Annotated in this window: 17 protein-coding genes; 11 read left to right on the forward strand and 6 right to left on the reverse strand. The window is 71.9% G+C overall.

Annotated features, from left to right (window positions below; all coding sequences use genetic code 11):
- Positions 1-16 precede the first annotated feature (16 nt).
- The 5 genes from ABNF97_RS24765 to egtA form a co-directional block, all read right to left on the reverse strand.
- Entirely contained in the window at positions 17-604 is a 588-nt protein-coding gene (locus ABNF97_RS24765; RefSeq protein WP_349339979.1) for a TMEM165/GDT1 family protein, read from the reverse strand.
- Positions 605-836: 232 nt separating this feature from the next.
- Positions 837-1,802 carry an L-histidine N(alpha)-methyltransferase gene (egtD, locus tag ABNF97_RS24770; RefSeq protein WP_349339980.1) on the reverse strand — a complete coding sequence of 322 codons (966 nt, stop codon included), beginning with the start codon at positions 1,800-1,802 and terminating at the stop codon, positions 837-839.
- 51 nt (positions 1,803-1,853) lie between these two features.
- On the reverse strand, positions 1,854-2,606 hold the full coding sequence (egtC, locus tag ABNF97_RS24775) for an ergothioneine biosynthesis protein EgtC (protein WP_349339981.1): 753 nt from the start codon (positions 2,604-2,606) through the stop codon (positions 1,854-1,856).
- A gap of 43 nt (positions 2,607-2,649) precedes the next feature.
- Positions 2,650-3,984, reverse strand: coding sequence for an ergothioneine biosynthesis protein EgtB (egtB, locus tag ABNF97_RS24780; protein ID WP_349339982.1), 1,335 nt, complete (start codon positions 3,982-3,984; stop codon positions 2,650-2,652).
- A complete protein-coding gene (gene egtA, locus ABNF97_RS24785) occupies positions 3,981-5,210 on the reverse strand; it encodes an ergothioneine biosynthesis glutamate--cysteine ligase EgtA (protein WP_130463194.1) in 1,230 nt (409 codons plus the stop codon). Before egtA ends, egtB begins: the two co-directional genes overlap by 4 nt.
- A gap of 323 nt (positions 5,211-5,533) precedes the next feature.
- Between egtA and ABNF97_RS24790 the strand changes: the two genes are divergently transcribed.
- The 9 genes from ABNF97_RS24790 to ABNF97_RS24830 all read left to right on the forward strand — a co-directional run bounded on the left by ABNF97_RS24790 (position 5,534) and on the right by ABNF97_RS24830 (position 16,468).
- The gene (locus tag ABNF97_RS24790; RefSeq protein ID WP_349339983.1) at positions 5,534-7,723 is read left to right on the forward strand and encodes a DUF6351 family protein; all 2,190 of its coding nucleotides are present in this window, start codon (positions 5,534-5,536) and stop codon (positions 7,721-7,723) included.
- A 36-nt stretch (positions 7,724-7,759) separates the two neighbouring features.
- Complete coding sequence (locus ABNF97_RS24795) at positions 7,760-8,242, forward strand: ArsR/SmtB family transcription factor (protein ID WP_349339984.1); 483 nt, start codon at positions 7,760-7,762, stop codon at positions 8,240-8,242.
- Complete coding sequence (locus ABNF97_RS24800; RefSeq protein WP_349339985.1) at positions 8,239-9,147, forward strand: SRPBCC family protein; 909 nt, start codon at positions 8,239-8,241, stop codon at positions 9,145-9,147. The genes ABNF97_RS24795 and ABNF97_RS24800 overlap by 4 nt, the downstream gene beginning before the upstream one ends.
- A gap of 230 nt (positions 9,148-9,377) precedes the next feature.
- Positions 9,378-10,730 carry an extracellular solute-binding protein gene (locus tag ABNF97_RS24805; protein WP_130463197.1) on the forward strand — a complete coding sequence of 451 codons (1,353 nt, stop codon included), beginning with the start codon at positions 9,378-9,380 and terminating at the stop codon, positions 10,728-10,730.
- Positions 10,727-11,647 (forward strand): carbohydrate ABC transporter permease, encoded by a 921-nt coding sequence (locus tag ABNF97_RS24810; protein ID WP_349339986.1) that lies wholly within the window; start codon positions 10,727-10,729, stop codon positions 11,645-11,647. The genes ABNF97_RS24805 and ABNF97_RS24810 overlap by 4 nt, the downstream gene beginning before the upstream one ends.
- Positions 11,644-12,465, forward strand: coding sequence for a carbohydrate ABC transporter permease (locus ABNF97_RS24815; RefSeq protein WP_349339987.1), 822 nt, complete (start codon positions 11,644-11,646; stop codon positions 12,463-12,465). Before ABNF97_RS24810 ends, ABNF97_RS24815 begins: the two co-directional genes overlap by 4 nt.
- A gap of 12 nt (positions 12,466-12,477) precedes the next feature.
- Entirely contained in the window at positions 12,478-13,569 is a 1,092-nt protein-coding gene (locus ABNF97_RS24820; RefSeq protein ID WP_349339988.1) for an ABC transporter ATP-binding protein, read from the forward strand.
- A gap of 129 nt (positions 13,570-13,698) precedes the next feature.
- On the forward strand, positions 13,699-15,108 hold the full coding sequence (locus ABNF97_RS24825; protein WP_349339989.1) for a serine/threonine-protein kinase: 1,410 nt from the start codon (positions 13,699-13,701) through the stop codon (positions 15,106-15,108).
- Between the two features lie 97 nt (positions 15,109-15,205).
- Entirely contained in the window at positions 15,206-16,468 is a 1,263-nt protein-coding gene (locus ABNF97_RS24830; protein WP_130463199.1) for a nucleotide sugar dehydrogenase, read from the forward strand.
- 169 nt (positions 16,469-16,637) lie between these two features.
- On the opposite strand, the gene ABNF97_RS24835 is transcribed toward ABNF97_RS24830, so the two are convergent.
- Entirely contained in the window at positions 16,638-17,792 is a 1,155-nt protein-coding gene (locus tag ABNF97_RS24835) for a glycosyltransferase (RefSeq protein ID WP_349339990.1), read from the reverse strand.
- Between the two features lie 474 nt (positions 17,793-18,266).
- Between ABNF97_RS24835 and ABNF97_RS24840 the strand changes: the two genes are divergently transcribed.
- Together ABNF97_RS24840 and lanKC are read left to right on the forward strand one after the other, a co-directional pair.
- Positions 18,267-18,473, forward strand: coding sequence for a hypothetical protein (locus ABNF97_RS24840; RefSeq protein ID WP_130463201.1), 207 nt, complete (start codon positions 18,267-18,269; stop codon positions 18,471-18,473).
- A gap of 347 nt (positions 18,474-18,820) precedes the next feature.
- Entirely contained in the window at positions 18,821-21,556 is a 2,736-nt protein-coding gene (gene lanKC / locus ABNF97_RS24845; protein WP_349339991.1) for a class III lanthionine synthetase LanKC, read from the forward strand.
- The last annotated feature ends 6 nt before the right edge of the window (positions 21,557-21,562 follow it).

Consider the following 21,562-nt stretch of genomic DNA (forward strand, 5'->3'; position numbering starts at 1 on the left):
ACACTTGGCAGTGTGATCAGGTCAGCTGGTGCACGGCGTCCACCAGCAGCCAGACGCCGCAGATCCCGAACAGCGCGCTGGCGCCGTACCGGATGGTCCGCTCCGGCAGGCGGCGGCCGAGGATCCGGCCGACGCCGATGGCCAGGGCGTCGGCGGCGACCATGCCGACGGTCGAGCCGAGCCAGGTGCCGAACCAGCCGTGCTGGGTGGCCAGGGTGATCGTGGCGAGCATGGTCTTGTCGCCGAGTTCGGCCAGGAAGAAGGCGACCGAGACGGCGATGATCGCGGAGCGACGGGTCCGTTCCGCCTTGCGCCGCTCCTCCTCGGTCAGCGAGTCGCTGTGCAGTGTCCAGATCCCGAAGCCGAGGAAGGCCAGTCCGGCGACCAGCGCGATCCAGCCGGTGGGCAGGGCGGCGCCGAGGCCGACGCCGAGCGCGACAGAGGCCAGGTGCACCACCGAGGTCGCGATGGTGATGCCGATGATCACCGGTAGTGCCTTGAACCGGGTGGCGAAGGTCAACGCCATCAACTGCGACTTGTCGCCCAACTCGGCCACGAAGATGACGCCGAAGCTGATCGCCAAGGCGCTGTTGAAGTCCTCCATGTCACCCTTCCCGGTCGATCCCCGGGCCGAGGGCATGGGCGACCTCGACCCGGCATGCTGCCTGAGTCGAAGGTCTCGCCCGCCTCAACGGAGTGAGGCCGCGTGGCCGGGCGCGCGGCAGGCGCACCAGTATGTCGACCACGACGTTGGGAGCTACTCCCCTTCGCTGCTCACGACCCTACCCGATCAGCCCGAGGACGCCCTGCTGCCCCCGGCGCTGGCCTCCGGCAGCTCAGGTGGCCTGGGCGAGGGTCACCGCGAAGAGGCCGCCGTCGTCGGTCCACCGGGCCCGCCCCGTGAAGCCGGCGGCAGCCAGCTCCGCGTCGACATCCTCCGGACGGAACTTCGCCGAAATCTCGGTGCGCAGTTCCTCCCCCTCGGCGAAGACCAGGTCGAGGTCGAGCACCCGGACCCGCACCGGGCGCCGGGCGCGCAGCCGCATCTCGATCCAGCGCTGGTCCGGATCCCAGAGCGCGACGTGTTCGAACGCGTCCACCTCGAAATCCGCGCCCAACTCGCGGTTGAGCACCCGCAACACGTTGCGGTTGAACTCGGCGGTGACCCCGGCCGCGTCGTCGTAGGCCGGTACCAACACGCCGGGGTCCTTGACCAGGTCGGTGCCGAGCAGCAGCCAGTCGCCCCGCTCCAGTGCCGAGCGCAGCGCGGCGAGGAACCCGGCCCGCTCCGCCGGCAACAGGTTGCCGATCGTGCCGCCGAGGAAGGCCACCAGCCGGCGGCCCCCGGCGGGGAGCCGGTCCAGATGTCGGGTGAAGTCGCCGACGATGCCGCGTACCCGCAGGCCCGGATAGGCGGCGGCGATCTCGGTGGTCGACTGCTCCAGCGCGCTGACCGAGACGTCCAGCGGCACGAAGGTGCCGAGGCTGCCCCGCGCGGTCAGCGCGTCGAGCAGCAGGCGGGTCTTCTCCGACGAACCCGAACCCAGCTCGATCAACGTCTTCGCGTCGGTGAGCCGGGCGATCTCCCCGGCCCGGGCCGCCAGGACGGCCCGCTCGGCCCGGGTCGGATAGTACTCGGGCAGCCTGGTGATCTCCTCGAACAGTTCGCTGCCCCGGGCGTCGTAGAACCACTTCGGCGGCAGCCACCGGGGCGTATCGGTGAGCCCGGTCCGGACGTCGGACCGCAACGCCCGCGCCAGGTCCCCTTCCTCCAGGTATATCTCCAACGGATCCGCGGTCACCCGCACACTCCCCTCGATCGACACCGCCGCACCGCGCGGCGGCTGCGGTCGCTACGCCTGCTCCGTCCCGATCGGCGCGACGTCGAGCCGGCCGGCGGTGGCCACGACGAGATGGCCCTCCGGGACCGGCCGCCAGCCCGGTTCCTCGGCCAGCGGCTCGGAACTGACCAGCACCGAGCCACCGGTGGCCCGGACCGACAACGCGTGCCCGGCGGCGGTCGCCACCACCAGGTGCCCGTCGGTGAGCAGCAGGTTCAGCCGGGAACCGGGAGCCGCCGCGGCCACCTCCCGGACGGTCTCCGCCACCGCCTCGGCCGGCGCGGCCCCACCCCGCAGCCGGTGACGCAGCAGTGCCCAGAGCAGGGCCGCGTCGGTCGGCGCGTCCAGGGTGATCAGGTCCCGGGTCGGCAGCCGCCCGGCCAGCGCCGTCACCGAGTCCGGCCAGCCGGGCACCGCGCCGTTCAGGCTGAACAGCCAGGGCCCATCGGCGAACGGAGCGGTTGCGGTCTCGACCACCGGCATGCCGACGGTGGCCGAGCGCACCGCCGCCAGCACCGCGCCGGCCGAGGTCGCCGCGGCCAGCGCCGGCATGGTGTCGTCGGCCCAGATCGGGACGGCCCGCCGGTAACGCACCGGCGGACCGTCCACCGGGTACCAGCCGACGCCGAAGCCGTCCGCGTTGACCGTGCCCCCGCCGCGCATGTCCCGGGGCGCCCAGGACTGTCGGGCCAGCGAGTGCGGCGGCTCGAACAGCAGCGCGGCCAGCGGCAGCGGAGGGCCGAGATAGGCCAGGTGACGGCACATCAGCGGACCCGGTTCCCCCGGCCCGGCGAACCGCTCCGACCGGTCACGCCGCCTCTTCCGGCCGGGCATCCCGGGCGCACCGGAAACCGCTGAAGATCTGCCGCCGGATCGGCAGGTCCCAGTTGCGGAAGGTGCCCCGGCAGGCCACCTGGTCGGTGCCGAACGAGCCGCCCCGGAGCACCCGGTAGTCGGGGCCGAAGAAGACCTCGGAGTACTCCCGATAGGGAAAGGCGGCGAACCCGGGATAGCCGAGGAACGGGCTGGAGGTCCACTCCCAGACGTCCCCGATCAACTGGTGTACGCCGAGCGGCGAGGCTCCCGCCGGGTACGCCCCGACCGGTGCCGGCGCGAGGTGCCGCTGCCCGAGGTTGGCGCGCTCCGGCGTCGGGTCCTCGTCGCCCCACGGGTACCGGCGCGACCGGCCGCTGTTCGGGTCCCAGCGGGCCGCCTTCTCCCACTCGGCCTCGGTCGGCAGCCGCTTTCCCGCCCAGCCGGCGTACGCCTCGGCCTCGTGGAAGCCGACGTGCACCACCGGCTCGTCCGGGACCAGCGGGGCGAACCGGCCGAACCGGAGACAGCCCCAGCCGGTGCCGTCCCGACGCCAGTGCATCGGCGCGGTCAGGCCGGCCGACGACCGGTGTCGCCAGCCCGGTCCGCTCCACCAGCGCGGATCGGAGTAGCCGCCGTCGGTGACGAAGGCCAGGTATTCCGCGTTGGTCACCGGTGCCGCGTCGATGACGTACGCCGGCAGCTCCACCGGGTGGCCGGGGCGCTCGTTGTCCAGCGCCCACGGGTCGGTCGAGGTGCCCATGGTGAACCGTCCGGCCGGAACCAGCACCTCACCGCCGACCGGTGCGACCGCGGCCGGCGGCGCGGGTGCGGAGAGCACCGGCGGGCCGGTCCGGAGTTGGTGGGTGGCGAGCATGGTCTCGTCGTGCTGCTGCTCGTGCTGGGCGATCATGCCGAACGCGAAGCCGTCGGCGACCAGCCGGCCGCGGTCGAACCGGACGCCGTCGAGCAGGTCGTGAACCTTGTCCCGGACGGTCGCGACGTATCGTCGGGCCTCGGCCGGGCCGAGCAGCGGCAGGGCGGGCCGGTCCCTGCGGGGGTGCTTGAAGGCGTCGTACAGGTCGTCGATGTCCTGCCGTACCGGCTCACGGCCGCCGACGTCGCGGACCAGCCACAGTTCCTCCTGGTTGCCGACGTGGGCGAGGTCCCAGACCAGCGGGGACATGATCGGTGAGTGCTGCCGGACCAGGTCGGCGTCGTCGACCGCCTCGGTGAGCCGGACGCTGCGGTCCCGGGCCCGGGTCAGTTCGGTGGCGATCCGGTCGCGCAGCGACTCGGTCGGGCGGTTGTCGGGTCGGACGTCGGTCATCGGACTCCCTCCAGCGCGGTGGCGAACCGCCGCGCGACGATCCGGATGATCTCCTCGCGGGTCTCCGGCGGCAGGCCGGTGCGGTCCAGCGAGCGCAGGGCGAGGTCGAGCACAGAGTCGGCCGCCGCGGCCAGCCGCGGGTCACGCAGCCCGCACCAGGCTGCTTCCGCCCACCGGTCGGCGACCGGTTCGCAGGCCGCCCGGGCGGCGTCCCGGATGCGGTCGTCGTCGAGCAGCGCCGCGAGCACGCCGACCGGTGCGATCCAGTCCCCGCCGGGTTGCGCGTCGAGGTAGCGGATTTCCAGGTACCCCCGGGGGCGTACCGGCGGAAAGAGGGTGCTGAGGTGATAGTCCAGGTCGTCGGTGGTGGGTGGTCGGGGCAGCGCTCCGGCCAGCCAGTCCCGGAAGGTGATCCCGGGCGGGACCGTCCAGTCCCCGCCGTCCCGGCGTACGCAGAGCAGTGGTGCGGCGAGCGCGTACCGGACCCAGGCGCCGACCGGGTCGGCCGTGCCCGACGTCGGCGACCAGGCCGGACGGGTCCGGGCCGGGTCGATGAACTGCCAGGCGGCCATCCGGGCGGAGGCCCAGCCGGTGTCCCGGCCGGCGTGCCGGCGGGCGGTGGCGAAGACCGCGAGCAGCGGTGGCCCGCACGCGTGCGCGACGGCCCACCGGTCGGCGAACCGGTCGACGGTGCCGGCGTCCAGGCAGACCTGGAGCCCGGCGGTGCTGTACATCATGGTCCGGCCGGCCGCGCCGAGTCGGTCGAAGGCGCAGCGCATCGCGCGGTATCGCGGGGTGTCGACCACCGGCGTCGGCGGTCGGTGCGGATCGATGCCGGTGTGGCCGAGGGCGAGTCCCGCGGCGCCGAGCAGATCGGTGAGGTGGGCGAGGTCCGACGTGGTGCTCTCGTGCAGCTCGCCGAGGTGGCGACGCGGGGCGGTGGAGAGTTCCACCTGGCCGCCGGGCTCCACGCTGACCGTGCACCGGCGGGGCAACGGTCGGCCGGGACTGTCGGGATCGAGGGTGATCGGGGCGTACGGGCCGAGTGCGGTGCGGAGCCGGACCGGGTCGACCGGTCGGCTCGGAACGGCCGCGTCGTGCACGGTCCATTCCAGTTCCACGCCAGTGAGCGTCGGTGGTCCGGTCTTGAAACAGATCTTGGCAACGTATCCCTCGGCGTCCTCCACCGCCCGCAGGATCGTGCCGCTCTGCACGTCGGATGACATCGTGCGGGTTCCTCCCTTGCATGGACCGACTCCCCTTACCCGGATCGTCGGAACCCAGTCTCCGAACTGCCGGCACGGCTGCGTCCATCCATAACCTGCTCGGCATACAGATGGCTGGACACGCATGACCGGCATCTGGACACCATGCCATCCGGGTCCGACACTTCCACCGGACCCGAGTCCTCGCCCGCCGGCACCGCAAGCCAGCACCGCTGCCGGACAACGCCTTCAGCGAGTCACGAGACGTCCTTTAGTGGCCCCGTACCTGCCCCGAGTAGCGTCCCGGGCCACCTCAGGTCCGTCGGCCGAAACTGGAGGCACCCGTGTTCCCACATGCCACCTTCACCCGTCGACGCGGCCGTCCTGTGGTGGCGCTCGCCCTCGTCGGCGCGCTGCTCTGCGGATGGCCCGCGAGTCCAGCGAGCGCGCAGAAGGAGTCGGCCAGACCGGCCGGTCCACTGCGGATCGAGTCGCTGTCGACTCCCGCCGGCATGGTCAGCGGAGGTGACGTACTGATCCGGGTGGCCGCCCCGGGACGATCGGCGCTCGATCGGGTACGGGTCACGCACAACGGCCTGGACGTCACCGACCTGTTCCGGGCGGACCAGGGCCGGCGTGAGTTGGTGGGGCTGGTCACCGGGCTGGCACCCGGCCACAATCTGATTGCCGCGTCGACGCGCACCACGCACCGCGGGCAGGCCCGGCTCACGGTCACCAACCATCCGATCACGGGCCCGGTCGTCAGTGGTCCGCATCAGCAGCCGTACGTCTGCGCAACGACGCGGTTCGCACTGGTCGACGGGACCAGCCTGGGGCCGGCCCTGGACGCCGACTGCTCGGCCGCCACCCGAGTGGACTACGCGTACCGGTCCACCGCCGGGACCATCAAGCCACTCCCCGACCCGACCGTCGTCCCCGCCGACCTTGCCCGGACGACCACGACGACCGGGGTGGAGGTCCCGTTCCTGATCCGGATCGAGACGGGCACCATCAACCGCGCCATCTACCAGATCTCCATGTTGCACGACCCGGCCCGCCCCGAACCCACGCTCTGGCAACGCAGCGAGGGGTGGAACGGGCGGCTGATCTACACGTTCGGCGGTGGCTGCCGGGCCGGTTGGTACGTCCAGGGCGCCGGCACCGGCGGGGTGCTGGACCCGGAGATGCTCGGTCGCGGGTACGCGGTGGCGTCCTCGTCGTTGAACGTGTTCGGCAACAACTGCAACGACCTGGTCGCCGCGGAGTCCACCATGATGGTCAAGGAGCACTTCATCGAGCGGTACGGTCCACCCCGCTTCACCATCGGCTGGGGCGCCTCGGGCGGCGCCTACCAGGGCCACCAGATCGCCGACAACTATCCCGGGCTGCTCGACGGCATCATCGTCGGCCAGAGCTTCCCCGATGTCACCTCGGCCACCAACTTCACCCTGCTGGACGCCCGCCTGCTCGACCGCTACTTCGACGAGCGGGCGCCCGGACGGTACACGGACGAACAGCGGCGGCGAATCTCCGGGTTCGCCGTGGCCAACAGCATCCCGAACCTCAGTGAAGGTGCCGCCCGGCTGGACCCGGCGGCGGAGTTCTCCAGCACCGTGCCGCAAGCGCTGCGTTACCACCCGGTCGACAACCCGGGCGGCGCCCGCGGCGACGTGTACGACCACACCGTCAACGTCTACGGCCGGGATCCGGCGACCGGCTTCGCCCGCCGTCCGCTCGACAACGTCGGGGTGCAGTACGGACTGGCGGCGCTCAACGCCGGGGTGATCACCACAGCGGACTTCCTCGACCTCAACGCGAACATCGGCGGGCTGGACATCGACGCCAACCACACGCCGGCACGGACGGTGGCGGACCTGGCGGCCACCCGCGCGGCGTACCGGACCGGCCGCATCCTCTCCGGCGGCGCCGGACTGGCCAGTACCGCCATCATCGACTACCGCGCCTACTCCGACGCGGCGCCGAACGGCGACATCCACATGCTGGTGCACGGCTTCGCCACCCGGGCGCGGCTGGTGGCCGCGAACGGCGATGCCGACAATCACGTGATGCTGATGGAGGACAGCCGGTACAGCGGGTTCAGCCTGTACAGCCCGGTCCTGCGGTCCGCGTTGACCAGCATGGACACCTGGCTCACCAGGGTCACCTCGGACCGGTCCGGCCGATCTCCGCGGCACAAGGTGCGGTCACACAAACCGGTCGGCCTCGGCGACGCCTGTTGGACCCCGGAATCACCCCAGCGCAGAATCGACCAGACGCTGTCGGCGGACAACCGCGGGGAGTGCGGCCGGCTCTTCCCGGCGTTCTCGACGCCACGCCTGGTGGCCGGCGCTCCGCTCGCCGACGACGTGGTGAAGTGTCAACTGAAGGCGATCGACGTCAGCGATTACGGCGTCGCGTTCACGCCGGCCCAACGCGACCAACTGCGCGAGATCTTCCCGGACGGCGTGTGTGACTGGTCCGTGGCCGGTGTCGAACAGCAGCCCCTGGCTGGCCCCTGGCTCGCGCTCCACTAGCAGCGTCGCCACCGGCCGGAGGCCACGCTCCGGCCGGTGGCGAGCACGATCCATAACTTGCTCGGCATATTACTCTGCTGGTATGTTCGCGTCGTGGCCACGCCCTTCGAAGTCCTCGCCGAGCCCGTCCGGCGACGCATCCTGGATCTGCTCCGCGAGCGCCCGCGCTCGGTCGGCGAACTGACCGAGCAGCTGGGATTGACCCAGCCGGGCACCTCGAAACACCTGCGGGTGCTGCGCGACGCCGGACTGGTCCGGGTCCGTCCGGAGGCGCAACGTCGCTGGTACGAGCTGCGCCCCGAACCGCTCGCCGAGCTCGATGCCTGGCTCGCGCCATACCGGTGGATGTGGTCCGGCCGACTCGATGCGCTTGAGCGGCATCTGGACACCATGGCAACCGGGTCTGACGGTTTCGCCGGCTCCGAACACCCACCGGCCGTCGAACCGCCGCCGTCGACGCGTTCCGGCTCCAGCCAGCGGCGGCGGCGGACCGAGCCGAGATCCGAGGAGTTGACGTGAACGAGAGCCTGGACACCGTGCACGGACGGCAGGTGCTCCGCATCGAGCGCCGGCTGGCCCATCCACCGGAGAAGGTCTGGCCCGCCGTCACCGAGCCCGAGCATCTCCGCGAGTGGTTTCCCGCCGAGGTACGGCTGGATCCGCGTGCCGGTGGGCGGATGACCTTCAGCTTCGGGTCCGGTCCCGACGCACCACCGGAGTCGGTCGGCCGGGTCGACGCGTACGAACCGCCCCGGCTGTTCGCCTTCACCTGGGAGGGCGAGCTGTTCCGGATCGAGCTGCACCCGGACGGCCCGGGCTGCCTGCTGGTCTTCAGCCACGTCTTCGACGACCGGGCCGGCGCGGCGAGCTTCGCCTCCGGCTGGCGGATCTGCCTGGACGCACTCGACGGAGTGCTGGAAGGCCGGGCGCCCGACCGCTCGGCACGCCCGTCCGGACGGCTACACGAGTCGTACGTCGAACGGTTCGGGCTGGCCGACGGCGTCGCCGAAGACACCGGCGACGGCTGGCGGGTGCGCTTCGAGCGGCAGCTGACCCGCCCCGCCGAGGCGGTCTGGGCGGCGCTGACCGACGCCGCGCCCGACCGGCCCACCGCGCTCGGCGCGCCGCCGCCGCCGGGCTTCACCACCGACGAGTTCCCAGCCGGTCCGGTCAGCACGTTGGCCGCACCGACCCTGCTGGAGTACACCTGGGAGGTCGCCGGAGCGGCCGCCGGGCGGATCCGCTGGGAGCTGGTCCAGGGCACCGGGCACGGCGCCCGGCTCGTACTGGAACAGACCGGCCCGGCCGATCCGCCGAGCGGCCCGGCCACCGCGTTGGCCGCCTGGCGCCGCCGGATCGAGCCGCTCGCCCGGCAGCTCGCCGAGGAGGCTGACCGACTGACGGGTGACCGAGCGACCGGCTGACGGCTGACCGGGTGTGACCGGCTGACCGGGTGACCGGGTCCGGGCATACCCGGGATCGCGGCCGGAGCGGGACTCGACGGGGCACCGGTTCGATAACGGGACGGACCGGAACGGCGCTCCCGGCTTGACACCAAGCTTGCGAATATGTGCACTTTTGACTCTCCGCTCCAGCCGGCATCGGTGCCCGCTCCGCAGTCGACCGGGCCGGCACCACCGTCCGGGGAGGCACGATGACACGACACGCAGGCACACCCGGCACAGACCTCCGGCTCGACCGGCGCCGGCTACTCGGGCTCGGCCTCGCCGCCGGGGCCACTCCGCTACTGGGCGCCTGCGGCGGCGCGTCGACCACCGGGTCGGACGAGGAAGGGTCGATCACCTTTCTCTCCACCCAGTTCACCCCGGTGGAGGAGCGGCAGCGGTTCGAGCGGATTCTCCGGGAGCGGGTTCCGGGCGGCGCGGTCGCGTACAACACCGTCGAGCCGAACGTCTTCTCCTCGACCATCACCTCGCAGGTCGCCGCCGGGCGGGTCGAGGTCAGCCTCGCCGGCGGGCTGCACGGCGACTTCGCCCCGCACGCCGACAAGTTCGTCAACCTCGACGACCTCGCCGGCAAGCTCGCCGACCGGCAGTTCCCGACCGATCTCGCCCAACTCGGCAAGCTGGCCGGCGGGGCCACCACCTACCTGCCGTGGATGCAGGCGTCGTACGTGCTCGCCGTGCACAAGCGGGCGTTGCAGTGGCTGCCCAGCGGTGCCGACGTGCAGAACCTGACATACGACCAGTTCCTGACATGGGCCGGCAACGCCCGGCGGGCCAACGGCAACAAGCCGGTCCTCGGCCTGCCCTGCGGCCCGAAGGGCCTCTACCACCGGTTCTTCCAGGGCTACCTGCTGCCGAGCTTCACCGGCGGCCAGATGACCACCTTCCGCAGCCCGGAGGCGGTGCTGGCCTGGCAGTACATGGTGGAGCTGTGGGCACAGACCGCGCCGGCCTCGACCAACTACGACAACATGCAGGAGCCGTTGCAGCGCGGCGAGGTCCTGATCGCCTGGGACCACGTCGCCCGGCTGGTCAACGCCCCCGGAGACAAGCCGGACGACTGGGTGATGGCGCCCGCGCCGCGCGGTCCGAAGGGACTCGGCTACATGCTGGTCGTCGCCGGCCTGGCGATCCCGAAGGGCGCACCGGAGCCGGACCGGGCACGCCAGGTGATCGAGGCGCTGACCAGTCCGGAGGTGCAGTTCGAGGTGCTGCGCCGCAACGCCTTCTTCCCGGTGGTCTCCGCCGCGCTCCCGACCGACCTGCCGCCGGCTGTGGCGCTGGAGGCCGAGGCGGTACGCCGGCAGCAGGATGCCGAGGGCGCCGTGCTGGCCCTGCCCCCGGTGGGGTTGGGGGCCAGGGACGGCGAGGTCTCGCAGATCTTCAAGAACTGCTTCAAGGAGATCTGCCTGGACCGTCGGCCGGTGCAGCAGGTCCTGGACCGGCAGGCCCAGCAGCTCAACACGATCCTGGACGAGCTGAAGGCGCCGTGCTGGCGTCCGGACCCGGTCGCGGCGGGGCAGACGTGCCGGGTGCCGTGACCACCGCGCCGGATCCGGCGCCCACCGACCCGACTGCGACACCGGCCCGGCCGCGCCGGCCGCGCCGGCGGACCCGGGTGCCGACGGCGGCGCTGCTGGTCGCCCCCTCGGTGATCTTCCTGGCCGCGCTCTTCCTCTGGCCGATCGTGGTCGGCGCCGGGCAGGCGTTCACCGGCGGCGACGGGCCCACCCTGGCCCACCTGCGCCGGATGCTCGACGACCCCTACTTCTGGGCGGCGACCCGGAACACCGCGCTGCTGATCGTCGTACTGATCCCGTTGCAGTTCGGGTTCGCGCTGGCCATGGCGCTGCTGCTGCGGGAGCGGCCGAGGCTGTCGTCGTGCTACTTCTACGTCTGGTGCGTACCCCTGGCGATCAGCGACCTGGCCGCCGGGCTGGTCTGGCTGTCGATCTTCGCCGACCGGGGCTACCTCAACTCGGTCCTGGCCCACCTGGGGCTCGGCGACGGCTACGCCTGGCTCTCCTATGACAACCAGACCACGATGTTCGTCGCGGTCCTGCTGGCCGAGCTGTGGCGGGCCACCTCGCTGGTACTGGTGATCGTGGTGGCCGGACTCCAGAACATCCCGCGCGACTACGACGAGGCGGCGGCGGTCTTCGGCGCGACCTACTGGCAGCGGCTGCGGCACATCATCCTGCCGCAGCTGCGCCCGAGCCTCCAGGTGGCGCTGATCCTGCGGACCATCCTCGGCCTGCAGACCTTCGCGGTCGCCCAGGCGCTCACCGGCCGCAGCTTCCCGCTGCTGGTCGGCGAGACCTACCAGTGGTACGTGACGTTGCGCAACGAGCGGGTCTCGGCGGCGATCGCCCTGGTGATCCTGCTGATGTCGCTCGGCACCGCGGTGGTCTACCTGCGGGTGCTGCGCGACCCGGCGACCGTCGGAGGCGGCCGGTGAACCGGCGCGGCGCGGCCCGGCGCCGCACCATCGCGATCCAGGCCGCCTGTGTCGCGGTCACCCTCTTCATGGGGTTGCCGATCTACCTGATCGCGCTGGCCGCGCTCGCCAGCCGGGAGTCGCTGAACCGGTTCCCGCTGTCGCTGCTGCCCACCGACGTCTCGACCGAGACGATGCGGGTCTTCCTGGACAGCACCGGAGTGGTCGGCGGGTTCCAGAACTCCGTCGAGGTGGGGCTGCTCAGCCTGGTGCTCTCGCTGGCCCTCGGGGTGCCGGCCGGGTACGCCGTCGCCCGGTACGCCTTCCGGGGCCGGGAGCCGTACCAGCTCTTCCTGCTGCTCACCCGGGCGCTGCCGATCGTGGTGCTCTCGGTGCCGCTGGCCAGGGTCTTCCTGGCTAGCGGGCTCTACGACACCACGTACGCGGTCGCGCTGCTGCACACCGCGCTGGCGCTGCCGACCACCGTACTGATCACGTCGGCGATCTTCGTGGCGGTGCCGGTGGAGCACGAGGAGGCGGCGATGATCTTCGGGGCCACCGCACCGAGCGCGTTCGCCCGGGTGGTACTGCCACAGGCGCTGCCCGGGATCGCCGCCGCCGCCATCTTCACCTTCGTCACCTCCTGGAACGAGGTGCTCGGGGCGGCCGTGCTCACCCTCAACCGGCGTACCCTGCCGGCACAGGTGCTCTCGACGCTGGCCGACTCGCCCCTGGCGTTCCGGTTCGCCGGGGGCTTCGCGCTGGTCGTACCGGCCCTGGTCTTCATCGCGTTCATGCGCCGCTACCTGTTGAACATGTGGGGAACCACGATCCGCTAGAGGGGACGGACGTTGGCCGAGATCGTGCTGCGGAACCTGGTGAAGACCTATCCGGGGACCCGTACCCCCGCCACCGACGACATCAGCCTGGAAGTACGCGACGGCGAGTTCCTGGTACTCGTCGGGCCGAGCGGCTGCGGCAAGACGACCCTGCTCCGGATGATCGCCGGGCTGGAGTCCCCGGACTCCGGCGGCGTGCACATCGACGGCCGGGACGTGACCGACCTGCCGCCCCGGCAACGCGGACTGTCGATGGTCTTCCAGTCGTACGCCATCTGGCCGCACATGCGGGTCCGCCAGAACATCGCGTTCGGGCTGACGATGCGCAGGACGCCAAAGGCGGAGATCGACCGGCGGGTCGGCGAGGCGGCCGAACTGCTGCACCTTTCCGAATACCTGGACCGCTATCCCGCACAGCTCTCCGGCGGGCAGCGGCAGCGGGTCGCGGTGGCCCGGGCGATCGTGACCGACGCCGACGTGCTGCTGATGGACGAACCGCTGTCCAATCTGGACGCTCTGCTCCGGATGGAGTTCCGCACCGAGCTGAAGCGGATCGTCGGCAGGCTCGGCACCACCACGGTCTACGTCACGCACGACCAGGCCGAGGCGCTCTCCCTGGGTGACCGGGTCGCGGTGCTGCGCGAGGGCCGGGTCGCGCAGGTCGGCCCGCCGCTGGAGGTGTACGACAGCCCGGCCGACGAGTTCGTCGGCGGATTCCTCGGCGCGCCGCCGATGAACTTCCTCCCCGCCCGGGTCGACCGGGCCGACGGCCGGCCACGGCTGCGGATCGGCGACCAGTCCACGGCGGCCCCGGCGCTGCTCGGCGACTACCCGGGCGACGAGGTGACGGTGGGCGTCCGGGCCGAGAACATCGAGGTCTTCGACGCCGACGGGCCGGACCGGCTGGCGGCCCGGGTGGAGGTGGTCGAGCCGACCGGCGCGGCCATCCTGCTCACCGTCGAACTCGCCGGCCGGCAGCTCAAGGTGCTGGCGCCGCCGACGTTCCGGATCGGCCCCGGCAGCCCGGTCTGGCTCGCCGTCGACCCGGACCGGGTGCGCTGCTACGACCCCGCGGACTCGACCGCGCTCGCGGCGCCGGGCTGAACCGGCAACCGACCCGCCATACCGGTCGCCGGGCCGTCCGGGTACGGTGAGCAGCAGCGGCACTCCCCGACGCACCGCCGTCACCGCCGCGATTGCGTACCCGGCCACGCGCCTGGGTACGGTGTGCACGTGCTGGAATCGGGAGTCCTGCTCGGCGGGCGCTACCGCTTGGACGAGCGCGTCGCCACCGGCGGGATGGGCGATGTGTGGCGTGCCACCGACGTGGTGCTCGGCCGTCGGGTCGCGGTCAAGGTGCTGCTTCCCTCGCTGCTGACCGACCCCGATTTCATCGCGCGGTTCCGGGCCGAGGCGCGGATGCTGGCCACCCTGCACCATCCGGGGATCGTGCAGGTCTTCGACTACGGCGAGGACGAACTCCCTTCCGGACGGACCGACTTCCTGGTCATGGAGTACGTCGACGGCGAGCCGCTGTCCGCCCGGATCCGGGAGACCGGACGACTGAGCGTGGTCGACGCGATGCGCGTGGTGGCCCAGGTCGCCCAGGCGCTGCACGCCGCCCACCGGGGTGGGATCGTGCACCGCGACGTGAAGCCGAGCAACCTGCTGGTGCAGGCGGACGGCAACGTCCGGCTGCTCGACTTCGGGGTGGCCCGGTCGGTGAACATCACCAGCATCACCAGTTCGAACGCGGTGCCCGGGACGGCGCTCTACATGGCGCCGGAGCAGGCCGCCGGCAAGCCCGTCTCGGCCGCCACCGACATCTACGCGCTGGGTGCGGTGGCGTACCAGTGCGTGGCCGGGCAGCCGCCGTTCACCGGGGAAAACCCGTTGCAGGTCGCGGTGAAGCACCTGCACGAGGATCCGGAGCCACTGCCCGCCGACGTACCCGGTCCGGTGGCCGAACTGATCGGCCGGGCCCTGGCGAAGGACCCGGCCGACCGGTACCCGGACGCGGCGGCGCTGGCGGCGGCGGCCCGGGCCGCCGCGAACCACCCGGAGGTGCTGGCCGCGGAGGCGGCGGGCGGAGTCGAGCAAAGTGGCATCGCCCCGGCCGAGCCGACCGCGGTCACCGGTCTCGGCGTCCTCGCGGGCGCGGCGGGCAGCACCGGGGGCACCGGGACGGGCGAGCCGAGCACCCTGACCGACAATCCGGTGGTCGGCCCGGGTGGCCGGGACCGGGAACCCGGTCTCGGCGTCCTCACCCTCGCCGGGGTCGCCGCCGTGGTCGGGCTGGGCGCGGCAGCGGTCACCGCGCTGATCGCCTTCAATCTGGCCGACGACGCACCCGCGAAGAACACACCGCCGTCCCCGACACCGAGCAGCACCGCCACGGTCGAGGCCGACATTCCGGATCTGCCGGCGGCGACGGCGCCGAGCGGACACGACTCCCCGCGGCCACGGGACAACACCCGGCCTCGGCCGTCCACCTCGGCCACGCCGAGCCCGACCCCGGAGGCCGAGCCGACCGCCGAACCGACCCGCTCGGCGCCGCCCACCGATCCGCCGCCGAGCAATCCACCGACCGGTCCGGCGGAGCCGCCGGGCAGCGGCGGGCCGATCGAGCCGGACAACGGCTGAACCCGGTAAATACGTCTCTTTGTCCCCCGTTTCCGGGGTGATCACCGTTAAATCCCCCTAGGGTGTGCACCGTCGTCAAAGTACGGTGGGAGCCCGCATGAGCAGGGAAAAGCTGGTTGTCGTCGGTCAGGGGTACGTCGGTCTGCCCCTTGCGGTGGCCGCGGTGGAGTCCGGACTGGATGTCGTCGGGCTGGACCTCGACACCGACCGGATCAAGCGACTCGGCAGCGGGGAGTCGTTTGTCGAGGACATCTCGGATCAGCGACTCCGTGCGGCGCTGGCCACCGGCCGCTACCTGCCGACCAGTGACTACGCCGACGCCCGGGACTTCGACGTCTGCGTGATCAGCGTGCCGACCCCGCTGCGGGACGGCGTACCGGATCTCAGCTTCGTGGAGCAGGCCGGCTCGGCACTCGCGCCGTACGTCCGGCCCGGCTGTACGGTCATCCTGGAGTCGACCACCTATCCCGGTACGACCGAGGAGCTGCTCCGGCCGCTGCTGGAGGAGGGGAGCGGGCTGCGCAGCCCGGACGACTTCCACCTCGGTTACAGCCCGGAGCGGATCGACCCGGGCAACCCGGACTGGAGGCTGGAGAACACCCCGAAGGTGGTCTCCGGAGTGGGGCCGGTGGCGCTGGACCGGGTCGATGCGTTCTACCGCCGGATCGTGCGGCAGACCGTACCGGTCGACTCGACCAGGGTCGCCGAGCTCACCAAGCTGATCGAGAACACCTTCCGCCAGGTCAACATCGCGCTCGTCAACGAGTTGGCCACCTTCAGCCATCAGCTCGGCATCGACATCTGGCAGGCCATCGACGCCGCAGCGACCAAGCCGTTCGGGTTCATGCCCTTCCGGCCGGGTCCCGGAATCGGCGGCCACTGCCTGCCGATCGACCCCTGCTACCTCTCCTGGCAGGTGAAACGCCGACTCGGCCGGCAGTTCCGGTTCATCGAGCTGGCCAGCGACGTCAACCACGCCATGCCGGAGTACGTGGCACAGCGGGTGATGGCCGGGCTGAGCAGCCGGGGCCGGCCGCTGCGGGGTGCCCGGCTGCTGATGATCGGCCTGGCATACAAGAAGAACACCGGCGACCTGCGTGACTCCCCCGCGATCGCCCTGGCCAACCGGCTGCACGCGCTCGGGGCCCGGATCAGGGCGGTCGAGCCGTACGCCGACCCCCGGCAGGTACCGGTCGAGCTGGCGATGGTCGAGCTGACCGAGGACGAGGTCAGGGACGCCGACGCGGTGGTGGTGGTCACCGACCACGACGGACTCGACTACGACATGGTGATCAGGACCGCCCGGTACGTCTTCGACAGCCGCGACCGCTGCCGCGGCCCGGTGGTGGAGCGCCTGTAGGCCCCCCGGCTCGGCCCGCATCCACAGGCAGGTCGGTAGCCCGCCCACCGCGTGGCGGGGCCGAGGGCGAGCAGGTGCCCCAGCAGCCGGTGTCGGAGCCGGGTGGTCGTCCGGGCGGTGCCGGCTCGTGGTCGGTGTGGGGGGTGGCAGGTGACCCGCCGCTGCCCGGTCAGCGGGCGCGGGTGAGGGCGGAGACGGGCTCGGCAGGCTCGGTCGGCCAGCAGCCTCTGGCCATCGCGAGCCGGTGATAGAGGTCCCGGGTGGCGGCGACCAGGCGGGGCGTGCCGAACGCCTCCCTGGTCTCGGCCAGCGCGGTCCGGCCCATCCGATGCCGCAGCCCGTCGTCCGCCAGCAACCGCAGCACCGCTCGGGTCAACCCGTCGACATCCCGGCGATCGCAGAGCAGCCCGGTCCGGCCGTGCCGGACCACCTCGGCGGTGCCGCCGACGTCGGTGGCCACCACCGGCCGACCGGCATGTCCGGCTTCGATCAGGGTCAGCGGTGTCCCCTCGTGGTCCGAGGTCTGCAACACCAGGTCGGCGGCGGCGTAGACGGTCTCCAGGTCCGACCGCCACGGCAGGAACGTCATCTCGATCCGCTGGGCGGCGGCCATCCTGACCAGCTCGGCCAACCGGGCACCCTCGCCGCAGACGACGAACCGGACATCGGCCCGGCTGTGCCGGACCGCCCGGGCCACCGCGAGAAACCGGTCCGGCCGTTTGGGCGCATCGAGCGGGCCGAGGTATGCCACCACCGGCCCGGTCGCCGGCAGCCCGAGGGTACGCCGCGCGTCGTCCGGCCCGGGCAGCGGAGACAGGCTCACCCCGGGCGGCATCACGATGTACTGGTCGGGGCGGCCGATCGAGGCGGCCAGAAGTTCGTCGCGCACCCGGGCACCGACCGCGACCAGGGCGTGGCTGGTCCGGGCCAGGATCCACTCGGCACCCGCGACCAGCTGGCCGGTGACGGGCGGCGCCCCGGACACCGGATGGGTGTGGAAGGTGTGCACCCGGATCGGCACCCGGCAGGTGACCGCCGCGACCCTGCCCAGCACCCCGGCCCGCAGGTCGTGGGTGTGCACCAGGTCCGGCCGGAACTGGCGAACCTCCGCGATCAACGCGGCCAGTGCCCGAACGTTGTCGAGCGGACGTACCGGAGGCCGCAGCGCGGGCAGCACCCGCACCGGTACGTCGGCGGCCCGCAACCGACGGTAGTCGCCGGCGCCCGGCTCCACCGGGCCCGCGTAGAGCCGCTGCTCGAAGCGGTCCGGATCCAGCCCGCGCATCAACGCGCCGACCTGCGGCGCGGCCTCGCCCACAGCCATTCGGGAGATGATCCGCAGCACCCGAAGCGGTCGCATGACCAGACCTTTCGCGCATCGTGGCCAGGCCGATCCGGTGATCGGTCGAGCCGAAACCAACCTATTATCCCGTTATACGCCTATCTGTAGAGATAGGCCGATTATCGGGAAAATTTAGAGAGGGGCGATACCCGAACGCACCGGGCGGTCGGACCCCGATGGACCTTCCAGATTGTCCGACCTGGTCGGTGCCGCTCCGGACCGCGCCGAGCGCTCCCGTCGCCGCGCCCGGTGGCTCGGAGCCGCCCTCCCGCGGCGGCACCTCCCGGCCGGGGCCACGGTCCGGTGACCCGGCGCCGCGTCGGTGCTGGCGTTTGCATGTGTTCGGGCGATGGGTATCAGGTCGACAACAACTCCCGGCGGGCCGGTGGCCGGCGAGGATCGACCCGCCGGCCACCGCGCCGGGTCGATCCGCATTCCACCCCCGAGGAGGCTCTCATGCGTTACGGATCGATAGGCGGCGTCATCGTCCTGCTGTGGCTGATCATCGGCGCGATCGCAGCCGGCCAGCGCGGATACTTCGACCGGGACAACGACAACTGCGCGGAGGCCGGCACCACCGTCGTGACGGTGATCGCCGGGCCGCTCAACTACGTCGGGCTGAACCCCGAGATCGAGTGTGACGTGCCCGAGCCCTCGCAGTGAGTTAGGCGGTCCGGACGGACCGGCGTCCCCTCGGCCACGCCCCGCGACTCGGCGCGAGATCCGGTTCGTCCGGTGGCGATCTCCGGAGACCTCGTGTCTGCTTCCGTGGTCCGCCTTCGTCCCGACGCGGGCGACGGCGGGGGACACCCGAGCTGATTCGTATATCCTGATTTAACAATATTGATGTCAATCATTGACATGTCGGCCCTGACATTTGTCATAGGTACCCGTGTATGACACACCTTGGGGGATGACTTAGCACACTAGTAACACCTCGGACCCGACCAGGAGACTCGAATGCGTCGATGAAGCACGGTCGCCCAGGGACCACCCGAGGAGCCGCGACGATGGACGCAAGATACGACGCCTACTGTGCGGTCGATCCGCTGTTCTACGACTCTCTCAGCACCACCTCCGTGACCACCTCCGCCGGGTTCGCGGCCGCCGACCGGCCGGTGCCGGCCGGCTGGCAGCGTGAGCCGAGCGACGACTGGCTGGTCTACGGTCCCCGGGACGGCAAGCTCCCCCAGCAGGGCTGGAAGATCCACGTGTCGGCCTGTCTGGACAACGCCGACCGGATCCTGGACAGCGTTTTCGACTACTGCGTCCCCCGGGGACTGTCCTTCAAGTTCCTCCGGGGCCCACGAATGCTGCTGATGCGCAACTCGAAGTACGCCCGGCGCGGCTCCAGCGGCAAGTTCGTCACCATCTACCCCCGGGACGAGGCCGAACTCGAACTCGCCTGCAAGGAACTCGCCGAACGGCTGGACGGCGAAGCCGGGCCGTACGTCCTCAGTGACCTGCGCTACGGTGACGGCCCGGTCTACGTCCGGTACGGCGGCTTCGCCGCCCGGTACTGCGTCGGCCCCGACGGCCAGGTGGTACCCGCCGTCGAGGACGGCACCGGCACCCTGGTACCGGACCGGCGCGACCCGGTCTTCCACGTACCGGACTGGGTGACCCTGCCCGAGTTCCTCGGCCCGCACCTCGCCGCCCGCAACGCGACCACCACCACGGACCTGCCGTACCGGATCGAACAAGTGATCCACTTTTCCAACGGCGGCGGCCTGTACGTCGGCCGGGACACCCGCACCGACCGCAGAGTGGTGCTGAAGGAGGCCCGCCCGCACGCCGGGTTGGACGCCACTGGAACGGACGCGATCACCAGGTTGCACCGCGAGGCCGAGATGCTGCGCCGGCTGGCCGACGTGCCGGGCATCGCCCGGGTACACGACGAGTTCGTCCTCGGCGACCACCACTTCCTCGCCCTGGAGTTCGTCGAGGGCCGGGCGCTGAACAAGCTGGTGGTGCAGCGGTACCCCCTGGTCGACGCCGACGCGACCCCGGCCGAGCTGGCCGACTACACCGACTGGGCGCTGCGGATCCACCGGCAGGTGCAGCGGACCGTCGAGGCGATCGCCGCGCACGGGATCGTCTACGGTGACCTGCACCTGTTCAACATCATGGTCGGAGCGGACGACCGGGTCACCCTGGTCGACTTCGAGGTCGCGGCCCCGATCGCCGAGGCGAGCCGACCCGCGCTGCGCAACCAGGCATTCGCCGCGCCGCGCGACCGGACCGGGTTCGCCGTGGACCGCTACGCCCTGGCCTGCCTGCGGCTCGCCCTGTTCCTGCCGCTGACCCAGATGGTCCGACTGGCCCCGAGCAAGGCCGCGCACCTCGCCGACGTGGTCGCCGCGCACTTCCCCGTGCCGCGCGACTTCCTGGACGCGGCCGTCGACGAGATCGTCGACGGCACCGCCCACCGCCGGGACGCCATCCGCACCGGCGACGCCCGCCGCACCCATCCGGTACCCGGCATCGACGACTTCGACGCCGACCGGTCGGCCTGGCCGAGGCTGCGCGACCGGATCGCCGGCGCGATCCTGGCCAGTGCGACCCCGGACCGCGACGACCGGCTCTTCCCCGGCGACATCGACCAGTTCCGCACCGGCGGCCTCAACCTCGGGTACGGCGCGGCCGGCGTCCTGCACGCGCTGCACGCGACCGGCGCCGGTCGGTACCCCGAACACGAGGACTGGCTGGTGAAGCGGGCCCTGCACCCCGGCTCCGGCACCCGGTGCGGCTTCTACGACGGGTTGCACGGGGTGGCATACGCCCTGGAGCACCTCGGCCGGCGACAGGACGCGCTCGACGTACTCGACATCTGCCTCGGAGAGCCCTGGGAAGAACTCGGCGAGGACCTGGTGAGTGGGCTCTCCGGCATAGCGCTCAACCTCGCCGAGATGGCCGGCCGGACCGGCGAACCGACGTTACGGCAGGCTGCCTGGCGCGCCGCCGAACTGGTCGCCGACCGGTCAGCCGACGGCGCCGGTGCGCCGGGCGGAGGCGACACGGCCGGCAGCACCGGCGCCGGAGCACAGATCAGCGGCGGGCAGTACCCGTATGCGGGACTTGGCCGGGGACGTACCGGACCGGCGCTGATGTTCCTCCGGCTGTACGAACTGAGCGGCGACGCCGAACTGCTCGACCGGGCCGGCGACGCGCTCCGGCACGACCTGCGCCGGTGCGTGGTACGTCCGGACGGCGCGCTGGAGGTCAACGAGGGCTGGCGGACCATGCCGTACCTGGCAGACGGCAGCGTCGGCATCGGACTGGTACTCGACCAGTACCTCCGGCACCGGCCCGACCCGGAACTCGCCGAGTCCGCGGCCGCGGTGCGCCGAGCCGCCCGGGCCCCGTTCTACGCCCAGTCCGGGCTCTTCGCCGGGCGGGCCGGCATCATCGCCTACCTGGCGGCGCGGGCGGCCGACGGACACCCTCCGGCCCGCGAACTCCCCAACGGCGCGGACGCCCGGCCATCGGAGGACGACCGGGCCGAACTCGACCGCCAGGTACGACGGCTGGCCTGGCACGCGCTGCCGTACCGCGACTTCCTCGCCTTCCCGGGTGAGCAACTGCTGCGGCTGTCGATGGATCTGGCCACCGGAAGCGCGGGCGTACTGCTCGCCACCGGGATGGCCCGGCACGACGAGCCGGTGACGCTGCCCTTCCTCACGCCGCTGACCGGCGGCGACCAGACTCCCCCGCTACCCGCGGGGGCACATCGGACCGACTTCTAGGAGGAG

Origin of the sequence: Plantactinospora sp. B6F1 (assembly GCF_040120695.1) — a bacterium.
Lineage (GTDB): Bacteria > Actinomycetota > Actinomycetes > Mycobacteriales > Micromonosporaceae > Plantactinospora.